The organism is Phycicoccus sp. Soil748 (assembly GCF_001428025.1).
Taxonomy (GTDB): Bacteria; Actinomycetota; Actinomycetes; order Actinomycetales; family Dermatophilaceae; genus Pedococcus.
Genome location: NZ_LMSC01000012.1, coordinates 23,423 through 40,210, shown reverse-complemented (window position 1 = coordinate 40,210; position 16,788 = coordinate 23,423). Strand labels below are relative to the sequence as shown.

Sequence of the window (16,788 nt, the reverse complement as noted above, 5' to 3'; positions counted from 1 at the left end):
CCTCCCGCGCCGTCGTCCCACGGACTACCGTCGGAGCATGAGGAGCATGTTGGAGCGCCTCACCGAGGCGCAGAACGCTCACGACGCAGAGCGCATGGCGGTCTGCTTCGCCGAGGACTACCGGAGCTCGCAGCCGGCCCACCCCGGCCGCGAGTTCACCGGCAGGGCACAGGTGCTGGCCAACTGGACCGCGGTGTTCCAGGGCGTGCCCGACTTCCGCGGTGACCTCGTCACCCACGTGCGCGAGGGGTCGACAGAGTGGGGCGAGCTGTCATGGCACGGCCACCACACCGACGGGTCGACCTTCGCCATGTGCGGTGTCATCATCCTGACCGTCCGTGACGGACTCATCGCCGACGCCCGGCTGTACGTCGAGCCCGTCGACCGCGGCGACGAGGACATCGAGGCCGCCGTGGAGACGCTGTACCGACCCCCGACCAGTGCCGACGAGAACACCTGAGCCGCACCGACCGTGGCGCGGAGCCCGAGTCCGGACAAACACCCGCGAGTCCCCCCAACGCCGCACTGGATCCGCTCCCCGCCCGCGCAAAGGTCCCGGATCTCCCTCACGAGACTCTGGCGCTGGCTGCGCCCTTGCGCCATCCTCCGGGCCAGGACCCAACCCGGGGTCTGCTCAGAGCTTGGGGGAACCATGAGAATGCTGCGCACCACCCTCACGGCCGTCGCCGCAGGAGCACTGTTCCTGCCGTCACTGGCCACCGCCGCCGTCGCGGCACCGGTGACGAACGACACCGCGGCCACCGCCACCACGATCAGCACCCTGCCGTCCTCGTTCAGCGAGGACACCACCGGCGCGACCACCGACTCCCTGGACGCCGCCCTCAACGCCAACTGCGGGGCACCGTTCACCAACGCCAGCGTCTGGTTCCGCTACACCGCACCCGCCGACGGTGGACTCGTCGCGGACATGTCGGCCTCCGACTACACCGGCGGGTTCATGGCCACTGAGGGCGACCCCTCGAACGGGGCGCTCGTCGCCTGCGGTCCGGAGGCCGTCGGCTTCCCGACCACCGCCGGGCAGACCTACTACATCGTCGCGTTCAGCGACACCGTCACCAACGGCGGACAGCTCGCGGTGACCTTCGACACCGCGCCGCCGCCGCCCGAGATCAGCGTCACGGTCAACCCGCGCGGCACCGCGTACAAGGACGGCTCCGCAAAGCTCACCGGCACCTACTCCTGCACCAACGCCGACGACTTCTCCAGCGAGATCGACGGCACCCTGACCCAGCGGGTGGGCCGGGTCAAGGTCACCGGTGACTTCTTCGTCTACCCGCTGCAGTGCGATGGTGTCGTGCACCAGTGGGTCGGCATGGCTACGAGCAGCAACGGGCTCTTCCGGGGCGGCAAGGGCGCCAGCGTGACGTTCGGCTTCGCGTGCGGCCTGTTCGACTGCTCCCTGGGGTATGCCGAGCAGAAGGTGCAGCTGAGCACCAACAAGAAGTAGCCACCCGGGCGTCCGTCTCGGTCCCCCTGGCGTTGGGGCCGGGACGGACGCCGGGCATGGCCGGGACCGCCGCCGACTCGCCGTCTCGTCGGCTCCCGACATGGCACGATCGCCACCATGGCCCAGCGAGCACCACGATCCCGTGCAGGAATGGCGCCGAACGGCAGGGCTGCCGGGTCCCGCGCCGTCCTGGGCTCCCTCACCGGGCCCGCCGACAGCTGGCTCGGCGCCGGCCTCGAGCACCTCGTCGAGGCAAGGCACCGACGCCGGCTGCAGCGCCTCGGCCACGTGGCCGCGCTCGACGCGGCGTCCGGGATGCCCTCGCGGACCGAGGTGGGCGACGACACCGGGGCAACCGGCGCGCCCACCGCGCCCGAGCCGACGTGGGTGACGCCGTCGCGGGTCCGCTCGGGCAACAGCCTGCGCGTCCTGGTCGACGGGGCCGAGGCGCTCGCGGAGGTGCAGGCTGCGATCCTCGGCGCGCAGCGCAGCGTCCACATCGCCGGGTGGCACTGCAGCCCGGACTTCCGGCTCGTCGAGGGACCCGGCAGCCTGACCCTGCGCGAGCTGCTGGGGACGGTGGCGCACCGGGTGCCGGTGCGGGTGCTCATGTGGGGCGGCCCACCGGTGCCCGTGTTCAAGCCGAGCCGTCGCGACGTCCGTGCCGCGGCCGCCGGCCTGATGAGCGGCACCTCCGTGGAGTGCGCCCTCGACACCCGCGAGTTCACCATGCACTGCCACCACGAGAAGCTGGTCGTCGTCGACGACCGTATCGCCTTCGTGGGCGGCATCGACCTCACGGCACTCGCGGGGAACCGCCTCGACTCCCCTGCGCACCCGCGTACCGGCTCCCTCGGCTGGCACGACGCGTCGACGGTCCTACAGGGGCCCGCGGTGGCCGACGTCGCGGCCCACTTCAACGCTCGTTGGGGTGCTGTCACGGGTGTCACCCTCGACGACCCCGAGCCGGCCCCGCCCGCCGGTGAGGTCGAGGTCGAGCTCGTGCGCACGGTCCCGGAGAAGATGTACGACTTCCTGCCGCGAGGGGAGTTCAGCATCCTGTCCGGCTACCTCGCGGCCCTGCGCTCGGCCCGATCCCACATCTACCTCGAGAACCAGTTCCTCTGGTCTCCCGAGGTCACCGACGTCCTGGTCGCCAAGCTGGAGCACCCACCGGGCAACGACTTTCGTGTGCTGCTGGTGCTTCCCCGCCGACCCAACAACGGGCGCGACACCACCCGGGGGCAGCTCGCCCGGCTCCTCGCCGCCGACGCGGGACGCGACCACCTGCTCGCGACCACCCTGGTCGGCCCGACCCGGGATAGCCCGGGCGTCTACGTCCACGCCAAGATCGGCATCGTCGACGACCGGTGGCTGACCGTCGGCTCCGCCAACCTCAATGAGCACTCCCTCTTCAACGACACCGAGGTCAACGTCCTCACCCTCGACCGGGAGCTGGCCCGCTCGACCCGCCTGCGTCTGTGGGCGGAACACACGGGACGACCGCTGGAGGACCTCGACGGCCCGGTCGCCGAGGTCGTCGACACCGTCTGGCGTCCCATCTGCGACGAGCAGGACGAGGCGAGCGCGGCCGGGAGGGAACCGGTCCACCGCATCGAGCGGCTGCAGGCGCTCTCCCGGCGCGTCGACCTGCTGCAGGGGCCGCTGCGGGGGCTGCTCGTCGACGGCTGAGCAACCCTACGTGGGGGCTGTCGCCACGACGGATGCTCACCCGACGCGCCGTACGGTCACCGGTCGATGGCGACCACCTCGTAGCTCGTGGCGGTGGGCGGGAACCCGGTGTCGAACTTGGCGTTCGCCACGAGCACCTTTCCGGCCACCAGTGCCACCGTCGTCGGGGTCTCGAACAGGCTCGACGTGATGGTCCGCAGCACCGTCCCGCTGCGCAGGCCGTCGGAGAGCTGGGCCTTCACCACGAGGTTGTCGTTGTTGCGGACCACCCACAGGGTCCGGCCGTCGAGCAGGATGCCGTCGACGTTGGGGACGCTCAGGCCGGCGATGGCGCGGCTGGCCCCCGTGCGGGGGTTGACCACATTGACCGCGCCCTGCCCGCTGTGGGCCACGAGGAGCCGGGAGCCGTCTGCGGTGGCCTGGATCCCGTTGCTGTTGAAGGCGCCGCTGAGGTCGGCAGCCGGTCCGCTGAGGTGGAGCGTGGAGAAGGCGCGGGGGCTGCCGCCCCTGACCGGCACGAAGTACAGCACCGCCCGTGAGGAGTCGGTGAACCAGGCCCCCGCATCGGTGAGGGCCACGTCGTTGATGAAGGTCGGCGCGACGGCGAAGGTGTAGGACGCGACGGGCGCACCGGTGAGGGTGCTGTAGACGTAGCCCTGACCGGTCGGGCCCCCGGCCACGAACAGCAGGTGGTGGCGCAGGTCCGCCTTCATACCGGTCGCGAAGCGGCCAGCCGGCGCGTGCACGAACTTCGTGGCGGTGCCGTGGCGTGCGTCGCCCCTGTAGACGTCGCCGGTGAGCAGGTCCCCGGCGTAGAAGGTGGACCCTGCGCCCTTGGCCACCCCCTCGGTCCCCGTCGCCCCCGGCAGCGTGATGGCGACGTCGGCGCGGGCGGACGCCGCCCCGGCGGGCGGCCCCGTGAACGCCAGCGCGGCCATCGCGGCGAGAGCCGCGGCCAGGGCGGATGCCTTCCTCAGTGCAGTCATCGAGGTACCTCTCTTGTCAGGGCAGCCCTGCGATGCCTCGGTGTGGTGGTTCACCCGCCCCCCGCACCAGACTCCGCCCTGCCGTGGACCCGCACAAGAGCCGCTCCCCCTGAGACCCGTTCAGGGTCGCCTCAGGGTGCGGATCCGGCCTCTCCCCGATGTGGCGACCTGCTCGCCACCGACACGATGCTCGCCATGATCACCGTCGAAGCACTCACCAAGACCTACGGCCGCGGGATGACCGCCGTCGACGACGTCTCCTTCACCGCGGCCAGTGGCCGCGTGACGGGCTTCCTCGGCCCCAACGGGGCCGGCAAGTCCACCACCATGCGGATCATGGTCGGCCTCACGCCCGCCACCTCGGGGACGGCCACCGTCGGCGGTCGCCGGTTCACCGAGCTGCCGAACCCCGGCCGGGAGGTGGGGGTCTTGCTGGACGCCTCCGCGCAGCACGCCGGGCGCACCGGCCGCGAGATCCTCACGCTCGCCCAGCGCACCATGGGCCTGCCCCGGACGCGCGTCCAGGAGATGCTCGACCTCGTCAGCCTCACCTCCGAGGAGGCCGACCGGCGCGTGCGCGACTACTCGCTGGGCATGCGCCAGCGCCTCGGCATCGGCACCGCCCTCCTCGGGGACCCGCACGTGCTCATCCTCGACGAGCCCGCGAACGGCCTGGACCCTGCCGGCATCCGGTGGATGCGCGACCTGCTGCGCGGCTTCGCCGACGGCGGTGGCACCGTCCTGCTCTCCTCGCACCTGCTGCACGAGATCGAGGTCGTCGCGGACGACCTCGTCGTCATCGGGAACGGCCGGATCGTCGCCCAGGGCACCAAGGCCGAGCTGCTCGCCGCCGCCGGCACCGTGGCACGGGCCCGCGACACCGCCGCGCTGGAGCAGGCCATGCGCCACGCCGGACTCGCGTTCTCAGCGCACGCCGACGGCAGCGTCCACACCGACGCCACACCCGACCAGGTCGGGGAGGCAGCCCTCTCCGCCCACGTCGTCCTCACCGAGCTCCGTACCGCAGACGGGGCAGGGCTCGAGGAGATGTTCCTCGAGCTCACCGCAGACACCCAGCGCGAAGGAGCAGCAGCATGACCACCACGGTCCAGACCACACCGATCACACCGCCCACCACCCGCAGGGCGACACTGGGCGGCGGAGGTGGGGGGTCCCCACGCCGGTCGACTCCGGCGCGAATCCCGTTGCAGCGCCTGGTCACCGTCGAGCTGCGCAAGATGTTCGACACCCGGTCGGGCTTCTGGCTCATGGCGAGCATCGTCATCACGAGCCTCCTCGCGACCGCCGCCATCATCGTCTTCGCGCCGGACGACCAGCTCACGTTCGACAGCTTCGCGGCCGCCATCGGGGCACCGATGACGGTGATCCTGCCGATGGTCGGGATCCTCGCCGTGACGAGCGAGTGGAGCCAGCGCAGCGGGCTGACGACCTTCACCCTCGTGCCGCACCGCGGGCGGGTGCTGGGCGCCAAGTTCCTCGCGGCCACGTCCGTCGGCATCGGGTCGATGTTCATCGCGCTCGTCGTCGGTGTGCTCGGCACCGTCGGCGGCAGCGCCATCGCCGGGGTCGACCCGGTGTGGGACGTCACCGCCGCCCACTTCGCCCTCATCGTCCTCGGCAGCGTGCTCGGGATGCTGTTCGGCTTCATGCTCGGCCTGCTCATCCGCAGCTCTGCCGGCGCCATCGTCACCTACTTCGTCGTCACCCTGGTCCTGCCCCCGCTGCTCAGCCTGCTGGCGGCGAACCAGAAATGGTTCGCCGACCTGCGGCCGTGGGTCGACTACACCTACGCGCAGGGGCCGCTGTTCGACGGCCGGCTCTCGAGCCAGCAGTGGCAGCACCTCGGCGTCGCCGGGTCGCTCTGGTTCCTGCTCCCCCTGGCGATCGGCCTCCTGATCGTACGGCGCGCCGAGGTCAAGTGAGGAGATGACGTGGCCGGCCGGTCGGGACACCCGACCGGCCGGCTCGTCATGTGGGCTGCCAGAGCTCGATGCGGTTGCCATCAGGGTCAGTGACCCAGCCGAAGCGTCCGACGCCTTCCATCTCCTGCGTCTGCTCGACCACGTCGGCCCCCTTCGACCGCAGCTGCGCGAGCATGGCGTCGAGGTCGCGGACCCGGAAGTTGAGCATCACCTTCTGGTCCGCCGAACCGAAGTAGTCGGTGCCGGTCTCGAAGGGTGCGAAGACCATGGGCCCGGTTTGCGGCTGCCAGAGCCCGTTTTCGTCGGCATCGAGCCCCAGGCAGTCCCGGTACCAGGCGCCCAGTCTCTCGGGGTCGGCGGACCGCACGAAGTACCCACCCACACCCAGTACGCGTTCCATGCCTACCCCATCGCGTTCGTGCCGTCGGAGAGCACGGGTGAGATCAGCCCGAGGACGTTCCCGTCGGGGTCGAGCAGGTAGCCCACACGGCCGATGCCCTGCATGTCGGACAGTGGGAGGGCCTCGGCGGCGCCCAGCTCGAGTCCCGTGCGGAACACCTCGTCGACGTCTCCGTCGACGCCCACCACGACGTTGCAGCCGTTGACGGGCGCCCCCGGCTCCGGCCGCGGCCCTCTCCGCTGGGTGAGGCCGCCGTTGATCCCCTGGCCGGGCGCGTCCACCGTGGCTGCTCCCTCGCCGGTGTCGATCGCCCAGTAGGGCATGTCACCGAACTGCGTGAACGTCCACCCGAGCAGGCGGGAGTAGAAGTCGATGAGCACCTGCGGTTCGGACGCGTGGATCTCGAAGTGGACGACGAGGTTCGCCATGATGATACCCTCCCTATGACCGGGTGGCCGACGCTACGCCCCACCGTGAGCTCCCCACCAGACACCTCGCAACGGGAGAGCTCCGCAGGGCTCGCGCCCACCGTCGGTTCAGTCGTACCCACCCACTGACGTCGCACTCACGGCCCCGGTCAAGGCCGTCGCGACCTCGGCAGCTTGCTGACGACCAGCCGGTAGGACTCGTCAACCGCAGCCAACAGGTCGCGGTCGGGTATGGCGCCGCCGAGGTCGAGGGTGTTCCAGCCCGAACGGCCGATGTAGGGCATCGTGCGGGCGTCGTCGGGGAATTGCCGAAGCCACTCGTCTGCCTCGATCCTGGTGGGCGCGCACTTGAGCCCCACGGAACGGGATGACTCCGAGGCGAAGGCGAAGATCTTGTCGGCCACCTTGACGACGACGTCACCCTCCCAGGGCTCGTCGCGCCAGGCGCCGGGCTTGGCGAGGCAGTGGGCTAGGACGTCCGAGCCGGTCAGCCGGCCGCTGCCGCCCCTCTCGTCCATGGACGCATCCTCCACGCTCAGGCCAGCGTGAGGAAGAGCCTCTCCATCGTGGCCCGGTCCTCGGGGCGGCCTACACGGCGGCGCGCGACGCGCCCGCCCTCTTCTGACCGGGTACCCGCCCGGACGGCGGGTCAGCCCAGGGTGGCGCTGTGGTCGGGCACGTACGTCGTCTGCTCCCGCGGAGGCCGCTCGTACCCCTTGGGCTCGGGGCGCTCAGGCATCCTCAGCACCGGGGACGGCACCTCGACGTACGGGATCGTGGACAGCAGGTGCGCCATCATGTTGAGCCGCGCGCGCTTCTTGGAGTCGGACTCCACGACGTACCACGGGGCCTCGGGGATGTCCGTGTGCACCATCATCTCGTCCTTGGCGCGCGAGTAGTCCTCCCACCGGGTGATGGACTCCAGGTCCATGGTCGAGAGCTTCCACTGGCGCATCGGGTCCCGCAGGCGCGAGGTGAACCGCCGCTGCTGCTCGGAGTCGCTGACGGAAAACCAGTACTTGCGCAGGAGGATCCCATCCTCGACGATCAGCCGTTCGAAGATCGGGCACTGGTGCAGGAACCGCCGGTACTCGTACGGCGTGCAGAACCCCATGACCCGCTCCACCCCGGCGCGGTTGTACCAGGACCGGTCGAACAGGACGATCTCGCCGGCGGCTGGCAGGTGCTCGACGTAGCGCTGGAAGTACCACTGCGTCCGCTCGCGCTCCGTCGGCGTCGGCAGCGCCACGATCCGCACGTTGCGGGGGCTGAGGTACTCGGTGATCCGCTGGATCGTGCCGCCCTTGCCCGCCGCGTCGCGCCCCTCGAAGACCACCACGACCCGCTGCTTCTCTGCCTTGACCCACTCCTGCACCTTGACCAGCTCGGCCTGGAGGCGGAACAGCTCGGCCTCGTAGACCTTGACGGGCAACGACCGCGTCGAAGCCTCGTCCTTCGCCATCCCGCTCAGGACCTCTCCGCACCGGGGACCGGGACGCCAGGCACGGTGTCCCCGATGGCCTCCTGCAGGAGCGCCGCCAGCCCTCCCGCAACCTGCTCCCGCAGCTCGTAGCGGGCGCGCACCAGCGGCACCGGCACCGACAGCACCCGCGTCAGGTCGATCGGCGTGCCGCTCACCACGGCGTCGCAGGCACCCGCCTCGACCGCCGCGCTGATGGTCGCCTCGAGGTCGCGCACCTGGGCCGCGCCGTACCCCATGGCCGGCAGGACCGCGCGCGCGTTCGGGTACCTCGCGTACGTGTCTGCGATGGAGCCCACCGCGTACGGCGACGGGTCGACGACCTCGGCCGCCCCGGCAGCGCGGGCGCCGACGACACCCGCGCCGTACGTCATGGACCCGTGGGTGAGGGTGGGCCCGTCCTCGACGACCAGGACGCGCCGCCCACGGACGGCGGCCTCGTCGTCCACGGTCACGGGGCTGTCCGCCCGCAGGACGGTCGCGTCGGGGTTGAGGGCCCGCACCGACGACTCGACCGCCTCGATGTCCTCGGGCCGTGCGGAGTCGCACTTCGCGACGACCACGACGTCGGCCATCCGGACGTTCGCCTCGCCCGGGTGGTACGCCGCCTCGTCACCGGGTCGCAGCGGGTCGGCCAGCACGAGGTGCAGGTCCGGCGCGTAGAAGGGCAGGTCGTTGTTGCCCCCGTCCCAGAGCACGACGTCCGCCTCCTGCTCGGCCTGGCGCAGGATGCGTTCGTAGTCGACCCCGGCATAGACGACGCCACCGGCGTCGAGGTGCGGCTCGTACTCCTCGCGCTCCTCGATCGTGCAGTCGTACCGGTCGAGGTCGTCGTACGAGGCGTAGCGCTGGCAGGCCTGCGCGACGAGGTCGCCGTAGGGCATGGGGTGGCGCACCGCCACCACGCGCAGTCCACGGTCGCGCAGCAGCCGCGCCAGGTAGCGCGTGGTCTGGCTCTTGCCCACCCCGGTGCGCACCGCCGTCACGGCGACGACCGGCTTGGTGCTGCGCAGCATCGTGCGTCGGGCGCCGTGGAGCCGGAAGTCGGCCCCCGCCGCGATGCACTGGGAGGCGAGGTGCATGACGCGCTCGTGCCGGACGTCGGAGTAGGCGAAGACCACGACGTCGACAGCCTGCCGTCGCACCAGGTCGCCGAGCTCGGACTCGGCGACGATCGGGATGCCCTGTGGGTACAGGGAACCCGCGAGCTCGGCCGGGTAGCGCCGGCCGTCGATGTCGGGGATCTGCGTCGCGGTGAAGGCCACGACCTCGTGGCCCGGGTCGTCGCGGAAGACGACGTTGAAGTCGTGGAAGTCACGTCCGGCCGCGCCGAGGATGACGACGCGCGTACGCGGGGTCGGGCTGGCCGTCATGGCGCCGACTCTCCCACCCGGGAGGCCGCGTGGGCACCAGCACGAGGACTACCCCCGAGGGGGGTCCCGTGGTCGCCTCGTCGGTGGCACGATCGGAGGGTGAGCGACACCGCGGCACGCACCGGGACCGGGAGTGGCGCGCCGACACGACCTGGCGCCAGCGGCTCCCCCACGCACGCGCTCATCTCGATGGAGCACGAGTGGGTGGCCAGCAACTACGGCCCGCTGCCGGTGGTCATCGCGCACGGCGAGGGCGCGTGGGTCACCGACGTGGAGGGGCGTCGCTACCTCGATGCCCTCGCCGGCTACTCGGCCCTGAACTTCGGCCACCGGCACCCGGCGCTCGTCGCCGCCGCGAGGGCCCAGCTCGAGCGCCTCACCCTGACCAGCCGGGCATTCCACAGCGACCGGCTCGGAGTGTTCTGCCGCGACCTCGCCACACTCGCGGGCAAGGACCTCGTCCTGCCCATGAACACCGGGGCCGAGGCCGTCGAGACGGCGATCAAGGCTGCTCGGCGGTGGGGCTACGAGGTCAAGGGCGTCCCGGACGGCCGGGCGCGGATCATCGTCATGCGTGGCAACTTCCACGGCCGCACGACCACGATCGTCGGCTTCTCCGACGACCCCCTGGCCCGGGAGCACTACGGTCCCTACACCCCGGGCTTCGACCTGGTGCCGTTCGGCGACATCGCGGCGCTCGAGGCGGCGGTGACCGACGAGACCGTGGCGGTGCTGCTGGAGCCGATCCAGGGCGAGGCCGGCGTCATCATCCCGCCGGACGGCTGGCTGCGTGACGTGCGCGAGCTGACGCGGCGCCGCAACGTGCTCATGGTCGCCGACGAGATCCAGTCGGGGCTCGGCCGCGCAGGAGCCACCTTCGCCTGCGACCTCGAGGGTGTCGTCCCGGACGTCTACGTGCTGGGCAAGGCCCTCGGCGGCGGGATCCTCCCCGTGTCGGCCGTCGTCGCCGACCGCGACGTGCTCGGCGTGTTCACCCCGGGCAGCCACGGGTCCACGTTCGGCGGCAACCCCCTCGCCGCGGCCGTCGGCCAGGCCGTGGTGGGTCTCCTCGCCACCGGCGAGTACCAGGAGCGGGCGCGTACGCTCGGCGTGGCGCTGCACGCCGGCCTGGAGGCGCTGCTCGGCCATGGTGTGGCCGCGGTCCGGTGCCGCGGGCTGTGGGCCGGCGTCGACATCGACCCACGGATGATGAGTGGGCGCGAGGCGTCCTACCGGCTCCTCGAGCAGGGCGTCCTGGTCAAGGACACCCACGGCTCCACGATCCGCCTGGCGCCGCCGCTCGTGGTCGGCGAGGCCGAGGTGGACATCGTCCTCGAGGCGCTGTCGACCGTTCTGCGGCACTGATGCTCCCGATCCATTGACGGCTCGGTCGACCCTGACGAGACTGGATGGTCGGAGGAATGGGGTGCGCCATGGCGTGGAATCTGACCGGTAGCTACGTCGAGACCTGTTCGTGCGAGCTGATGTGCCCGTGCAACCTCTCCTTCGACCACGGCGCCACCTACGACTTCTGCCGGGTCACACTGGTGTTCAACCTCCGCGAGGGGCAGGTCGAGGGGACGGACGTCTCGGGTCGCAGGGTCGCGCTGATCGCCGACACCCCGAAGGTGATGACCGAGGGCAACTGGCGCTTGGGCGTCTACATCGACGACGGGGCCAGCGACGAGCAGTTCGACAAGCTGGTCGGCGTGTTCGGCGGGTCTCTCGGCGGTCCGATGGGGGCACTCGCGCCGCTCGTGGGCGAGGTGGTGGGCGTGGAGCGCGCCGCCATCGAGGTGACCGACGACGGGCTGCTCCACCGCGTGCGGGTCGGGGACACCATCGACTTCGAGATCGAGGACATCGTCCCGTTCGGCGTGGAGACCGGGGTCCCGGTCCGGTTCCAGGGCATGTTCCACCCCGTCGCGCCGGACCTGACCATGGCCGAGGCCAGGCACACGCGCATCAACGCGTTCGGCATCTCCTACGAGGGCAGGACCGGCCTGTCGACCTCGTCGTTCACCTGGGCCGCCTGACGCTGATGCGTGCGGTGGCTGCCCCGGAGGGCGGCAGGTCGGCCCTCACCCCCGCCTACGCCGCCGTCCGCGTGCGGCTGGGGCTCGTGGCGGCGCTGTTCCTGGTCGCGGCCCTCGGCTGGGTCTGGAGCGTCCACGCCATGCAGGGCATGGACGCCGGTCCCTGGTCCGGCCTGGGCAGCCTCGGCTGGTTCCTCGGCACCTGGGTCGTGATGATGGCCGCGATGATGCTGCCCTCGGTGGCCCCCACCATCGCGCTGTACGCGCGGCTGACCAAGACGGCGTCGCCGGTCTCGCCGTGGCTCTTCGCCGGGGGCTACCTGCTGGCATGGGCGGCCGCCGGGCTGCTGGCCTACGGCATCGGGGCCATGGCCCGCCTCGTCCTGGGCGACGCCCTGAGCTGGGACCGGGCCGGGCGCACGATCGCCGGCGTGACGCTCGCTGCCGCAGCCGTCTACGAGGTCACACCGCTCAAGGACGTGTGCCTGGGCCACTGCCGCACTCCGCTCGGCGCCCTCCTGGGGTCGTGGCGGGACGGGTCGTTGGGCGCGGTTCGCATGGGTGTGCGCAACGGCGCCTGGTGCGTCGGCTGCTGCTGGGCGTTGATGGCGTCGCTGTTCGCCCTCGGGGTGATGAGCGTGACGTGGATGGCGCTCGTGGCGGGGCTGGTCGCCGTCGAGAAGCTGTTGCCCTGGCGTGCTGTGGTGACCTGGGCGACCGCCGGTCTGCTCCTGTTGATCGGTCTCCTCCTGCTGTTGGCACCCGAGGCGCTGCCCGGCCTGACGACACCGTCGGGCATGACGATGTGAGCGCCTCCCGCCGAGCCTGGCGCTCACGCCGGTCGTGAGCGCCATACGCACACAGGGTGCTGCCCGCCCCGGTCGAGCCGGGACGGGCAGCGTGGTGAGCGAAGCAGCTTCGGGTCCTATGGCATGTGGACGGTCAGGTTGCCGTGCGTCACGGTGTACTGGTTCGTCGGCGTGAAGCCGTGCAGGACCATCGAGTCAGCCGTCGTGAGCGACGACGCGACCGAGAATCCGACCTGGTCGGGGCCGCCGAGGACGTCGACGACCTTCCAGACCACGACGGTGCCCTTGAGCGAGCCGGACGGGATCACGTAGTCGAACCAGGCCACATGTGGTGTGACCCTGACACGGTGAACCGAGGCCCGGTAGGCGACAGCGGCACTGAGGTTCCGGTACGACACGTAACCGTGGTCAGCGGTCCATGCGTAGTCGGAGACCTGGAAGGTCATCTGCTGGCTGGCACCGGCAGGACCGAACCACACGCCACCAGTGGCGTGGCCGAGCAGCAGGTAGAGCTGCACGACGGTGATGTCCCCCGCGGTGAGGCGGTAGGCGTACGTGGGCGTGAAGCCCGCGTTCACCATGGCGGCGGCGGCGGTGGCCGACGTCGCGACCGAGAAGCCTGCGGAGTCAGGAGCGCCGTTCGCGACCTTCCACGCCAGGGGCAGCCCACTCAGCCCGGGGAACCCGGCTGGGATGGTGTAGGCGAACCGTGCCTGGGCGTACGAGACCCGAACGACAGGGGTCGCAGCCTCATAGAGGAGCGAGCTGTCGAGGTTCGCGTAGAAGGCGACCCCGGTGTCCATCGTCGGGCCGTAGTCCAACACCGCGAACGCCACGTGCTGGCGGGGGCTGGTGCCGAAGGCGCCGTTGCCGAAGGCATAGCCCCGCAGCCCGGTGCTGCCGGTGCTCCTGGTGTCCAGCCCACCGTTGCTCACGGTGTAGCCGTTGGACGGCGTGAAGCCACTGGCCACCATGGTCAGGGCCTGGCTCGGGGTGGCGGCGACCGAGAAGGCCGCGGTGTCAGGCGAGCTGTCCTTGACCTGCCAGACGATGATCAGGCCGGCGACCGAAGCGGGCGCCGTGGACGGGATCGTGTAGGCGAAGCGGGCTCCGGTGTTGGTGGCCCGGACGGCCATCACGCTGGCGTCATAGGCGACTGCAGCGGAAGCGTTGGCATACGAGACCGTGCCCCGGTCTCCGCTGCTCCTGTCGATCATCGAGAAGGTCAGGTGCTGAGCCGACCCGCCGGTGCCGAGAACGGCGTCACCTACGGCGTATCCGATCGTCGGCCCCGCGATCGGGCTCGGGTCAGCCATCGCCACGACGGGTGCCATGGATAGGCCACTCAGTCCGAGCAGGAAGGCCGACAGGAATGTCAGGACCTTGCGCATGGGAGTGTTCCTTCCACGGGGATGAGGGATCCCCCCTGCCGAGGCCACCGTGTCCCCGCCACAACTGGCCGAGTGCCCACCCCGGTGTCTCCGGGGCTCGTTCATTCCCCGACACCTTCACCGTATGTCGCGGCCTGCGACATCGTCACAGCCGAAGGTCCCGACTCGGGTCTCGCACCGACGGCTGCCAGCCGAGCTCGCTACGCGCGCAACGGGTCGCGGGCGAACCGGGCCAGCCCGATCTCGGGGCTGATCCGCGCGGTGAAGCCGAGCTCGGCACTGGCGCGCGCCGGCGAGGCGACGACGTGCCGGACGTCGCCGAGCCGGTAGTCGCCGGAGACGACCGGCAGCGGGGAGCCGGGTGCAGCGGCCGTGACCATGCGTGCCACGTCGAGGATGGTCACTGGTTGCCCGGAGCACACGTTGTAGGCCGTGTGGCTCCCCCGGTGACGGCCCAGCACGGCCTCGACCGCGGCAACGTTGGCCCGGGCCACGTCCTCGACGTGGACGAAGTCGCGCATCTGCAGACCGTCCTCGAAGACGAGCGGGGCGCGACCTGCCTCCATGGCCGAACGGAAGATGGCCGCGACCCCCGAGTACGGGGTGTCCCTGGGCATGCCGGGCCCGTACACGTTGTGGTAGCGCAGGGAGATCGCCGAGGCGCCGGCCTGCCTTGCCCAGGCTGCGGCATAGTGCTCCTGCGCGACCTTGCTCGAGGCGTAGCTGCTGCGCGGGTCGAGCACGGCGTCCTCGGTCACCGCCTCCCATCCCAGAAGGCGCCCGCACAAGGGACAGCCGTTGTCGAACAGGCCGGCGTCGAGGTGCTCCACGCGTCTTGGGGCCGGTGACTGGTCGCCGTGTGCCGGACAGCGGTAACGCCCCTCGCCGTACACCACCATCGACGACGCCTGCACGAACCGGGACACGCCCGACTCGGACATGGCCGCCAACAGCGCGGCGGTGCCGAGGTCGTTGTGCGCGGCGTACAGCGGCAGGTCGCATACCGTCACCCCTGCACCGACCATGGCGGCAAGGTGACACACCACGTCGACACCGCTCAGAAGGCCCGACCAGTCGCGAGCCTGACGCACGTCGAGGACGTGGACGCCTTCAGGCTCGGTCACGGGACGGGCATGGGCCTGTGGAACCAGTGCGTCCACAGGTACTACCTCGTGACCGACTCCACGCAGGGCCGTAGCCGTGGCCGTGCCGATGAACCCGGCAGCGCCGGTCAACAGCACCTTCATCGTGGATGGGGTCACCACGGCGTCACCAGGAGCGACTGGACCAGCAGCCCCAGGCCGACCTGTCCGACCAGGGCCGACCGACGCCAACGGGCGGGTAGCGTCACCGTGCTGAGCAGCAGCCACGGCACGAACGGGAGCCAGATCCGTTCCACCTCGGCCTTGCTCATCAACGACAGGTCCGCGAGCACCACCGCGACGACGGCGCCGGCGACCAGCGTCATGAGCGGATCTCGCTGCGGGTGACGAAAGGCGTCCAGGAGACGGTGGCCGGAGAGGGCGAGGGCCCCGAACAGTACCGGTCCCGCGCACACCGCCAGCAGGGCCACGTCGGCCCAGAGCCAGTATGCGGCCGGTCGCGCCGTGGCCAGACCGTCCCAGTACCGTTGGTGCAGAACGGGGTACGCATCCCAGTACGCGAACCCAGCCAGGGCGAAACCACCCATCACGGAGGCCACCCCCACCGCCACCACCCCGAGCAGGCGAGCCACCTCGCGCGTCCAGCCTCGCGCGCCGGCCAGGACGGCGAGGACCACCACGGCCATGAGGGGAAGGCCGTACGACAGCATGGCGCACGCGCCGAGCCCGACGCCCGCAGCGCCGGCCCAGGCCTTCGCGACGGGCCGACGGCGGGCAGCACCGGCCATCGCCGCCAGGGCGACGGTCCACGCGGCTGCCGCGGCAAACACCGCGTCGGCCGAGACCGCCTGCCACACCGCGAACGGACCCATCACCAGGAACGGCAGCACTGGGCGGAGACGAGCCTGCTCACCGAGGCCCCGACAGGTCACGGCTACCGCGACCGGCACGGTCGCCGCGACCGCGACAACGACGAGGCCGGCCGCCGGCCCTGAGCCCATGCCGATCCGAGACAGCGCCACGAAGAACAGCAACGCGCCCGGCGGGTGGCCGGCCACGTGCACCGGCCAGCTGTCGCTCGCGGTCAACGGGATCCGGCTGACGAAGGAGCGCAGCAGGTCACCGACGTCATCGACCGCGCGCGCCGATGAGAGGTACTCGCTGGGACGGTCGAGCACCGCGCCGATGCCGTCGACTCCGTCGACGAGGGCCAGCGACACCATCCAGGCCGCAGATGACGCCCACGCCACGACCATGAGTCGGCTCCAGCTCAGCCGCAGCACCCACCCCCAGGGCCTGGCAGTGGCGGACCACCACACCAGCACCAGCACCGGCACCGAACCCAGCCCGACGCGTGGGCCCCACGTCGCCAGCATCGGGGCGGCCAGACCGGCGTGCACGTCGACCCCGGGCAGCCTCGCCACCACGACGGCCACCGCGAACAGCGCGGTCGCGACGCCGGCTCCAGCGGCCAGGACGGCGCCGGCGCGCCCGTCCGCAGGGGCGTCAGGAGCTGGTCCGGAAGGCGGGCGGGTCGCAGTGGTGGCACTGGGTCCGGAGAGCCGTGAGGAGGTCACGTCCCGACACTCGCAGACCCCTTGCCTCGGCGAGGAGTCCACAGACGACTGGTCAGACTCTCGTAATCTTTGGCACCGCAACAGCATCGGTCGCGCGCCTAG

General features: G+C 71.2%; 17 protein-coding genes. 8 read left to right on the top strand and 9 right to left on the bottom strand.

What is annotated here, in order from left to right; genetic code table 11:
• The first annotated feature begins 37 nt into the window (after positions 1–37).
• The 3 genes from ASG70_RS16415 (at position 38) to ASG70_RS16405 (ending at position 3,160) form a co-directional block, all read left to right on the top strand.
• Positions 38–460, top strand: coding sequence for a nuclear transport factor 2 family protein (locus ASG70_RS16415; protein WP_082590942.1), 423 nt, complete (start codon positions 38–40; stop codon positions 458–460).
• 192 nt (positions 461–652) lie between these two features.
• The gene (locus tag ASG70_RS16410; protein ID WP_162253933.1) at positions 653–1,468 is read left to right on the top strand and encodes a DUF6299 family protein; all 816 of its coding nucleotides are present in this window, start codon (positions 653–655) and stop codon (positions 1,466–1,468) included.
• Positions 1,469–1,618: 150 nt separating this feature from the next.
• Complete coding sequence (locus tag ASG70_RS16405; protein ID WP_082590941.1) at positions 1,619–3,160, top strand: phosphatidylserine/phosphatidylglycerophosphate/cardiolipin synthase family protein; 1,542 nt, start codon at positions 1,619–1,621, stop codon at positions 3,158–3,160.
• Between the two features lie 56 nt (positions 3,161–3,216).
• On the opposite strand, the gene ASG70_RS16400 is transcribed toward ASG70_RS16405, so the two are convergent.
• Positions 3,217–4,146 (bottom strand): hypothetical protein, encoded by a 930-nt coding sequence (locus ASG70_RS16400; protein ID WP_056884929.1) that lies wholly within the window; start codon positions 4,144–4,146, stop codon positions 3,217–3,219.
• Positions 4,147–4,341: 195 nt separating this feature from the next.
• Between ASG70_RS16400 and ASG70_RS16395 the strand changes: the two genes are divergently transcribed.
• Together ASG70_RS16395 and ASG70_RS16390 are read left to right on the top strand one after the other, a co-directional pair.
• Entirely contained in the window at positions 4,342–5,244 is a 903-nt protein-coding gene (locus tag ASG70_RS16395) for an ATP-binding cassette domain-containing protein (protein WP_200949317.1), read from the top strand.
• Complete coding sequence (locus ASG70_RS16390; protein ID WP_082590940.1) at positions 5,241–6,089, top strand: ABC transporter permease subunit; 849 nt, start codon at positions 5,241–5,243, stop codon at positions 6,087–6,089. Before ASG70_RS16395 ends, ASG70_RS16390 begins: the two co-directional genes overlap by 4 nt.
• A gap of 46 nt (positions 6,090–6,135) precedes the next feature.
• Here the strand turns inward: ASG70_RS16390 and ASG70_RS16385 are convergent, their stop codons facing one another.
• From ASG70_RS16385 to ASG70_RS16365, 5 genes are all read right to left on the bottom strand, one after another.
• The gene (locus tag ASG70_RS16385) at positions 6,136–6,489 is read right to left on the bottom strand and encodes a VOC family protein (protein WP_056884927.1); all 354 of its coding nucleotides are present in this window, start codon (positions 6,487–6,489) and stop codon (positions 6,136–6,138) included.
• Positions 6,490–6,491: 2 nt separating this feature from the next.
• Entirely contained in the window at positions 6,492–6,917 is a 426-nt protein-coding gene (locus ASG70_RS16380) for a VOC family protein (protein ID WP_056884926.1), read from the bottom strand.
• A 149-nt stretch (positions 6,918–7,066) separates the two neighbouring features.
• Positions 7,067–7,435 (bottom strand): MmcQ/YjbR family DNA-binding protein, encoded by a 369-nt coding sequence (locus ASG70_RS16375; protein WP_200949316.1) that lies wholly within the window; start codon positions 7,433–7,435, stop codon positions 7,067–7,069.
• A 131-nt stretch (positions 7,436–7,566) separates the two neighbouring features.
• Positions 7,567–8,379, bottom strand: a complete 813-nt coding sequence (ppk2, locus tag ASG70_RS16370; RefSeq protein WP_056884925.1) for a polyphosphate kinase 2 — start codon at positions 8,377–8,379, stop codon at positions 7,567–7,569.
• A gap of 5 nt (positions 8,380–8,384) precedes the next feature.
• Positions 8,385–9,770 (bottom strand): cyclic 2,3-diphosphoglycerate synthase, encoded by a 1,386-nt coding sequence (locus ASG70_RS16365; protein ID WP_056884924.1) that lies wholly within the window; start codon positions 9,768–9,770, stop codon positions 8,385–8,387.
• A 99-nt stretch (positions 9,771–9,869) separates the two neighbouring features.
• Between ASG70_RS16365 and rocD the strand changes: the two genes are divergently transcribed.
• From rocD to ASG70_RS16350, 3 genes are all read left to right on the top strand, one after another.
• Positions 9,870–11,135: an ornithine--oxo-acid transaminase gene (gene rocD / locus ASG70_RS16360; RefSeq protein ID WP_369818941.1), complete on the top strand. Its 1,266-nt coding sequence runs from the start codon at positions 9,870–9,872 to the stop codon at positions 11,133–11,135.
• Between the two features lie 68 nt (positions 11,136–11,203).
• Complete coding sequence (locus tag ASG70_RS16355; RefSeq protein ID WP_056885310.1) at positions 11,204–11,806, top strand: DUF1326 domain-containing protein; 603 nt, start codon at positions 11,204–11,206, stop codon at positions 11,804–11,806.
• Between the two features lie 5 nt (positions 11,807–11,811).
• A complete protein-coding gene (locus ASG70_RS16350) occupies positions 11,812–12,615 on the top strand; it encodes a DUF2182 domain-containing protein (protein WP_056884923.1) in 804 nt (267 codons plus the stop codon).
• A 116-nt stretch (positions 12,616–12,731) separates the two neighbouring features.
• Here ASG70_RS16350 and ASG70_RS16345 read toward each other — a convergent pair whose 3' ends face one another.
• The 3 genes from ASG70_RS16345 to ASG70_RS16335 all read right to left on the bottom strand — a co-directional run bounded on the left by ASG70_RS16345 (position 12,732) and on the right by ASG70_RS16335 (position 16,686).
• Positions 12,732–14,006, bottom strand: a complete 1,275-nt coding sequence (locus tag ASG70_RS16345) for a hypothetical protein (RefSeq protein ID WP_056884922.1) — start codon at positions 14,004–14,006, stop codon at positions 12,732–12,734.
• Positions 14,007–14,206: 200 nt separating this feature from the next.
• Entirely contained in the window at positions 14,207–15,253 is a 1,047-nt protein-coding gene (locus ASG70_RS16340) for an NAD(P)-dependent oxidoreductase (protein ID WP_056884921.1), read from the bottom strand.
• A gap of 11 nt (positions 15,254–15,264) precedes the next feature.
• Positions 15,265–16,686, bottom strand: coding sequence for a hypothetical protein (locus ASG70_RS16335; RefSeq protein ID WP_156400065.1), 1,422 nt, complete (start codon positions 16,684–16,686; stop codon positions 15,265–15,267).
• Between the last annotated feature and the right edge of the window lie 102 nt (positions 16,687–16,788).

Coding starts and splice junctions, on each gene's coding strand:
- ASG70_RS16415 (WP_082590942.1), top strand. CDS start 38: ATGAGGAGCATGTTGGAGCGCCTCACCGAGGCGCAGAACGCTCACGAC.
- ASG70_RS16410 (WP_162253933.1), top strand. CDS start 653: ATGAGAATGCTGCGCACCACCCTCACGGCCGTCGCCGCAGGAGCACTG.
- ASG70_RS16405 (WP_082590941.1), top strand. CDS start 1,619: ATGGCGCCGAACGGCAGGGCTGCCGGGTCCCGCGCCGTCCTGGGCTCC.
- ASG70_RS16400 (WP_056884929.1), bottom strand. CDS start 4,146: ATGACTGCACTGAGGAAGGCATCCGCCCTGGCCGCGGCTCTCGCCGCG.
- ASG70_RS16395 (WP_200949317.1), top strand. CDS start 4,342: ATGATCACCGTCGAAGCACTCACCAAGACCTACGGCCGCGGGATGACC.
- ASG70_RS16390 (WP_082590940.1), top strand. CDS start 5,241: ATGACCACCACGGTCCAGACCACACCGATCACACCGCCCACCACCCGC.
- ASG70_RS16385 (WP_056884927.1), bottom strand. CDS start 6,489: ATGGAACGCGTACTGGGTGTGGGTGGGTACTTCGTGCGGTCCGCCGAC.
- ASG70_RS16380 (WP_056884926.1), bottom strand. CDS start 6,917: ATGGCGAACCTCGTCGTCCACTTCGAGATCCACGCGTCCGAACCGCAG.
- ASG70_RS16375 (WP_200949316.1), bottom strand. CDS start 7,435: ATGGACGAGAGGGGCGGCAGCGGCCGGCTGACCGGCTCGGACGTCCTA.
- ppk2 (WP_056884925.1), bottom strand. CDS start 8,379: ATGGCGAAGGACGAGGCTTCGACGCGGTCGTTGCCCGTCAAGGTCTAC.
- ASG70_RS16365 (WP_056884924.1), bottom strand. CDS start 9,770: ATGACGGCCAGCCCGACCCCGCGTACGCGCGTCGTCATCCTCGGCGCG.
- ASG70_RS16355 (WP_056885310.1), top strand. CDS start 11,204: ATGGCGTGGAATCTGACCGGTAGCTACGTCGAGACCTGTTCGTGCGAG.
- ASG70_RS16350 (WP_056884923.1), top strand. CDS start 11,812: ATGCGTGCGGTGGCTGCCCCGGAGGGCGGCAGGTCGGCCCTCACCCCC.
- ASG70_RS16345 (WP_056884922.1), bottom strand. CDS start 14,006: ATGCGCAAGGTCCTGACATTCCTGTCGGCCTTCCTGCTCGGACTGAGT.
- ASG70_RS16340 (WP_056884921.1), bottom strand. CDS start 15,253: ATGAAGGTGCTGTTGACCGGCGCTGCCGGGTTCATCGGCACGGCCACG.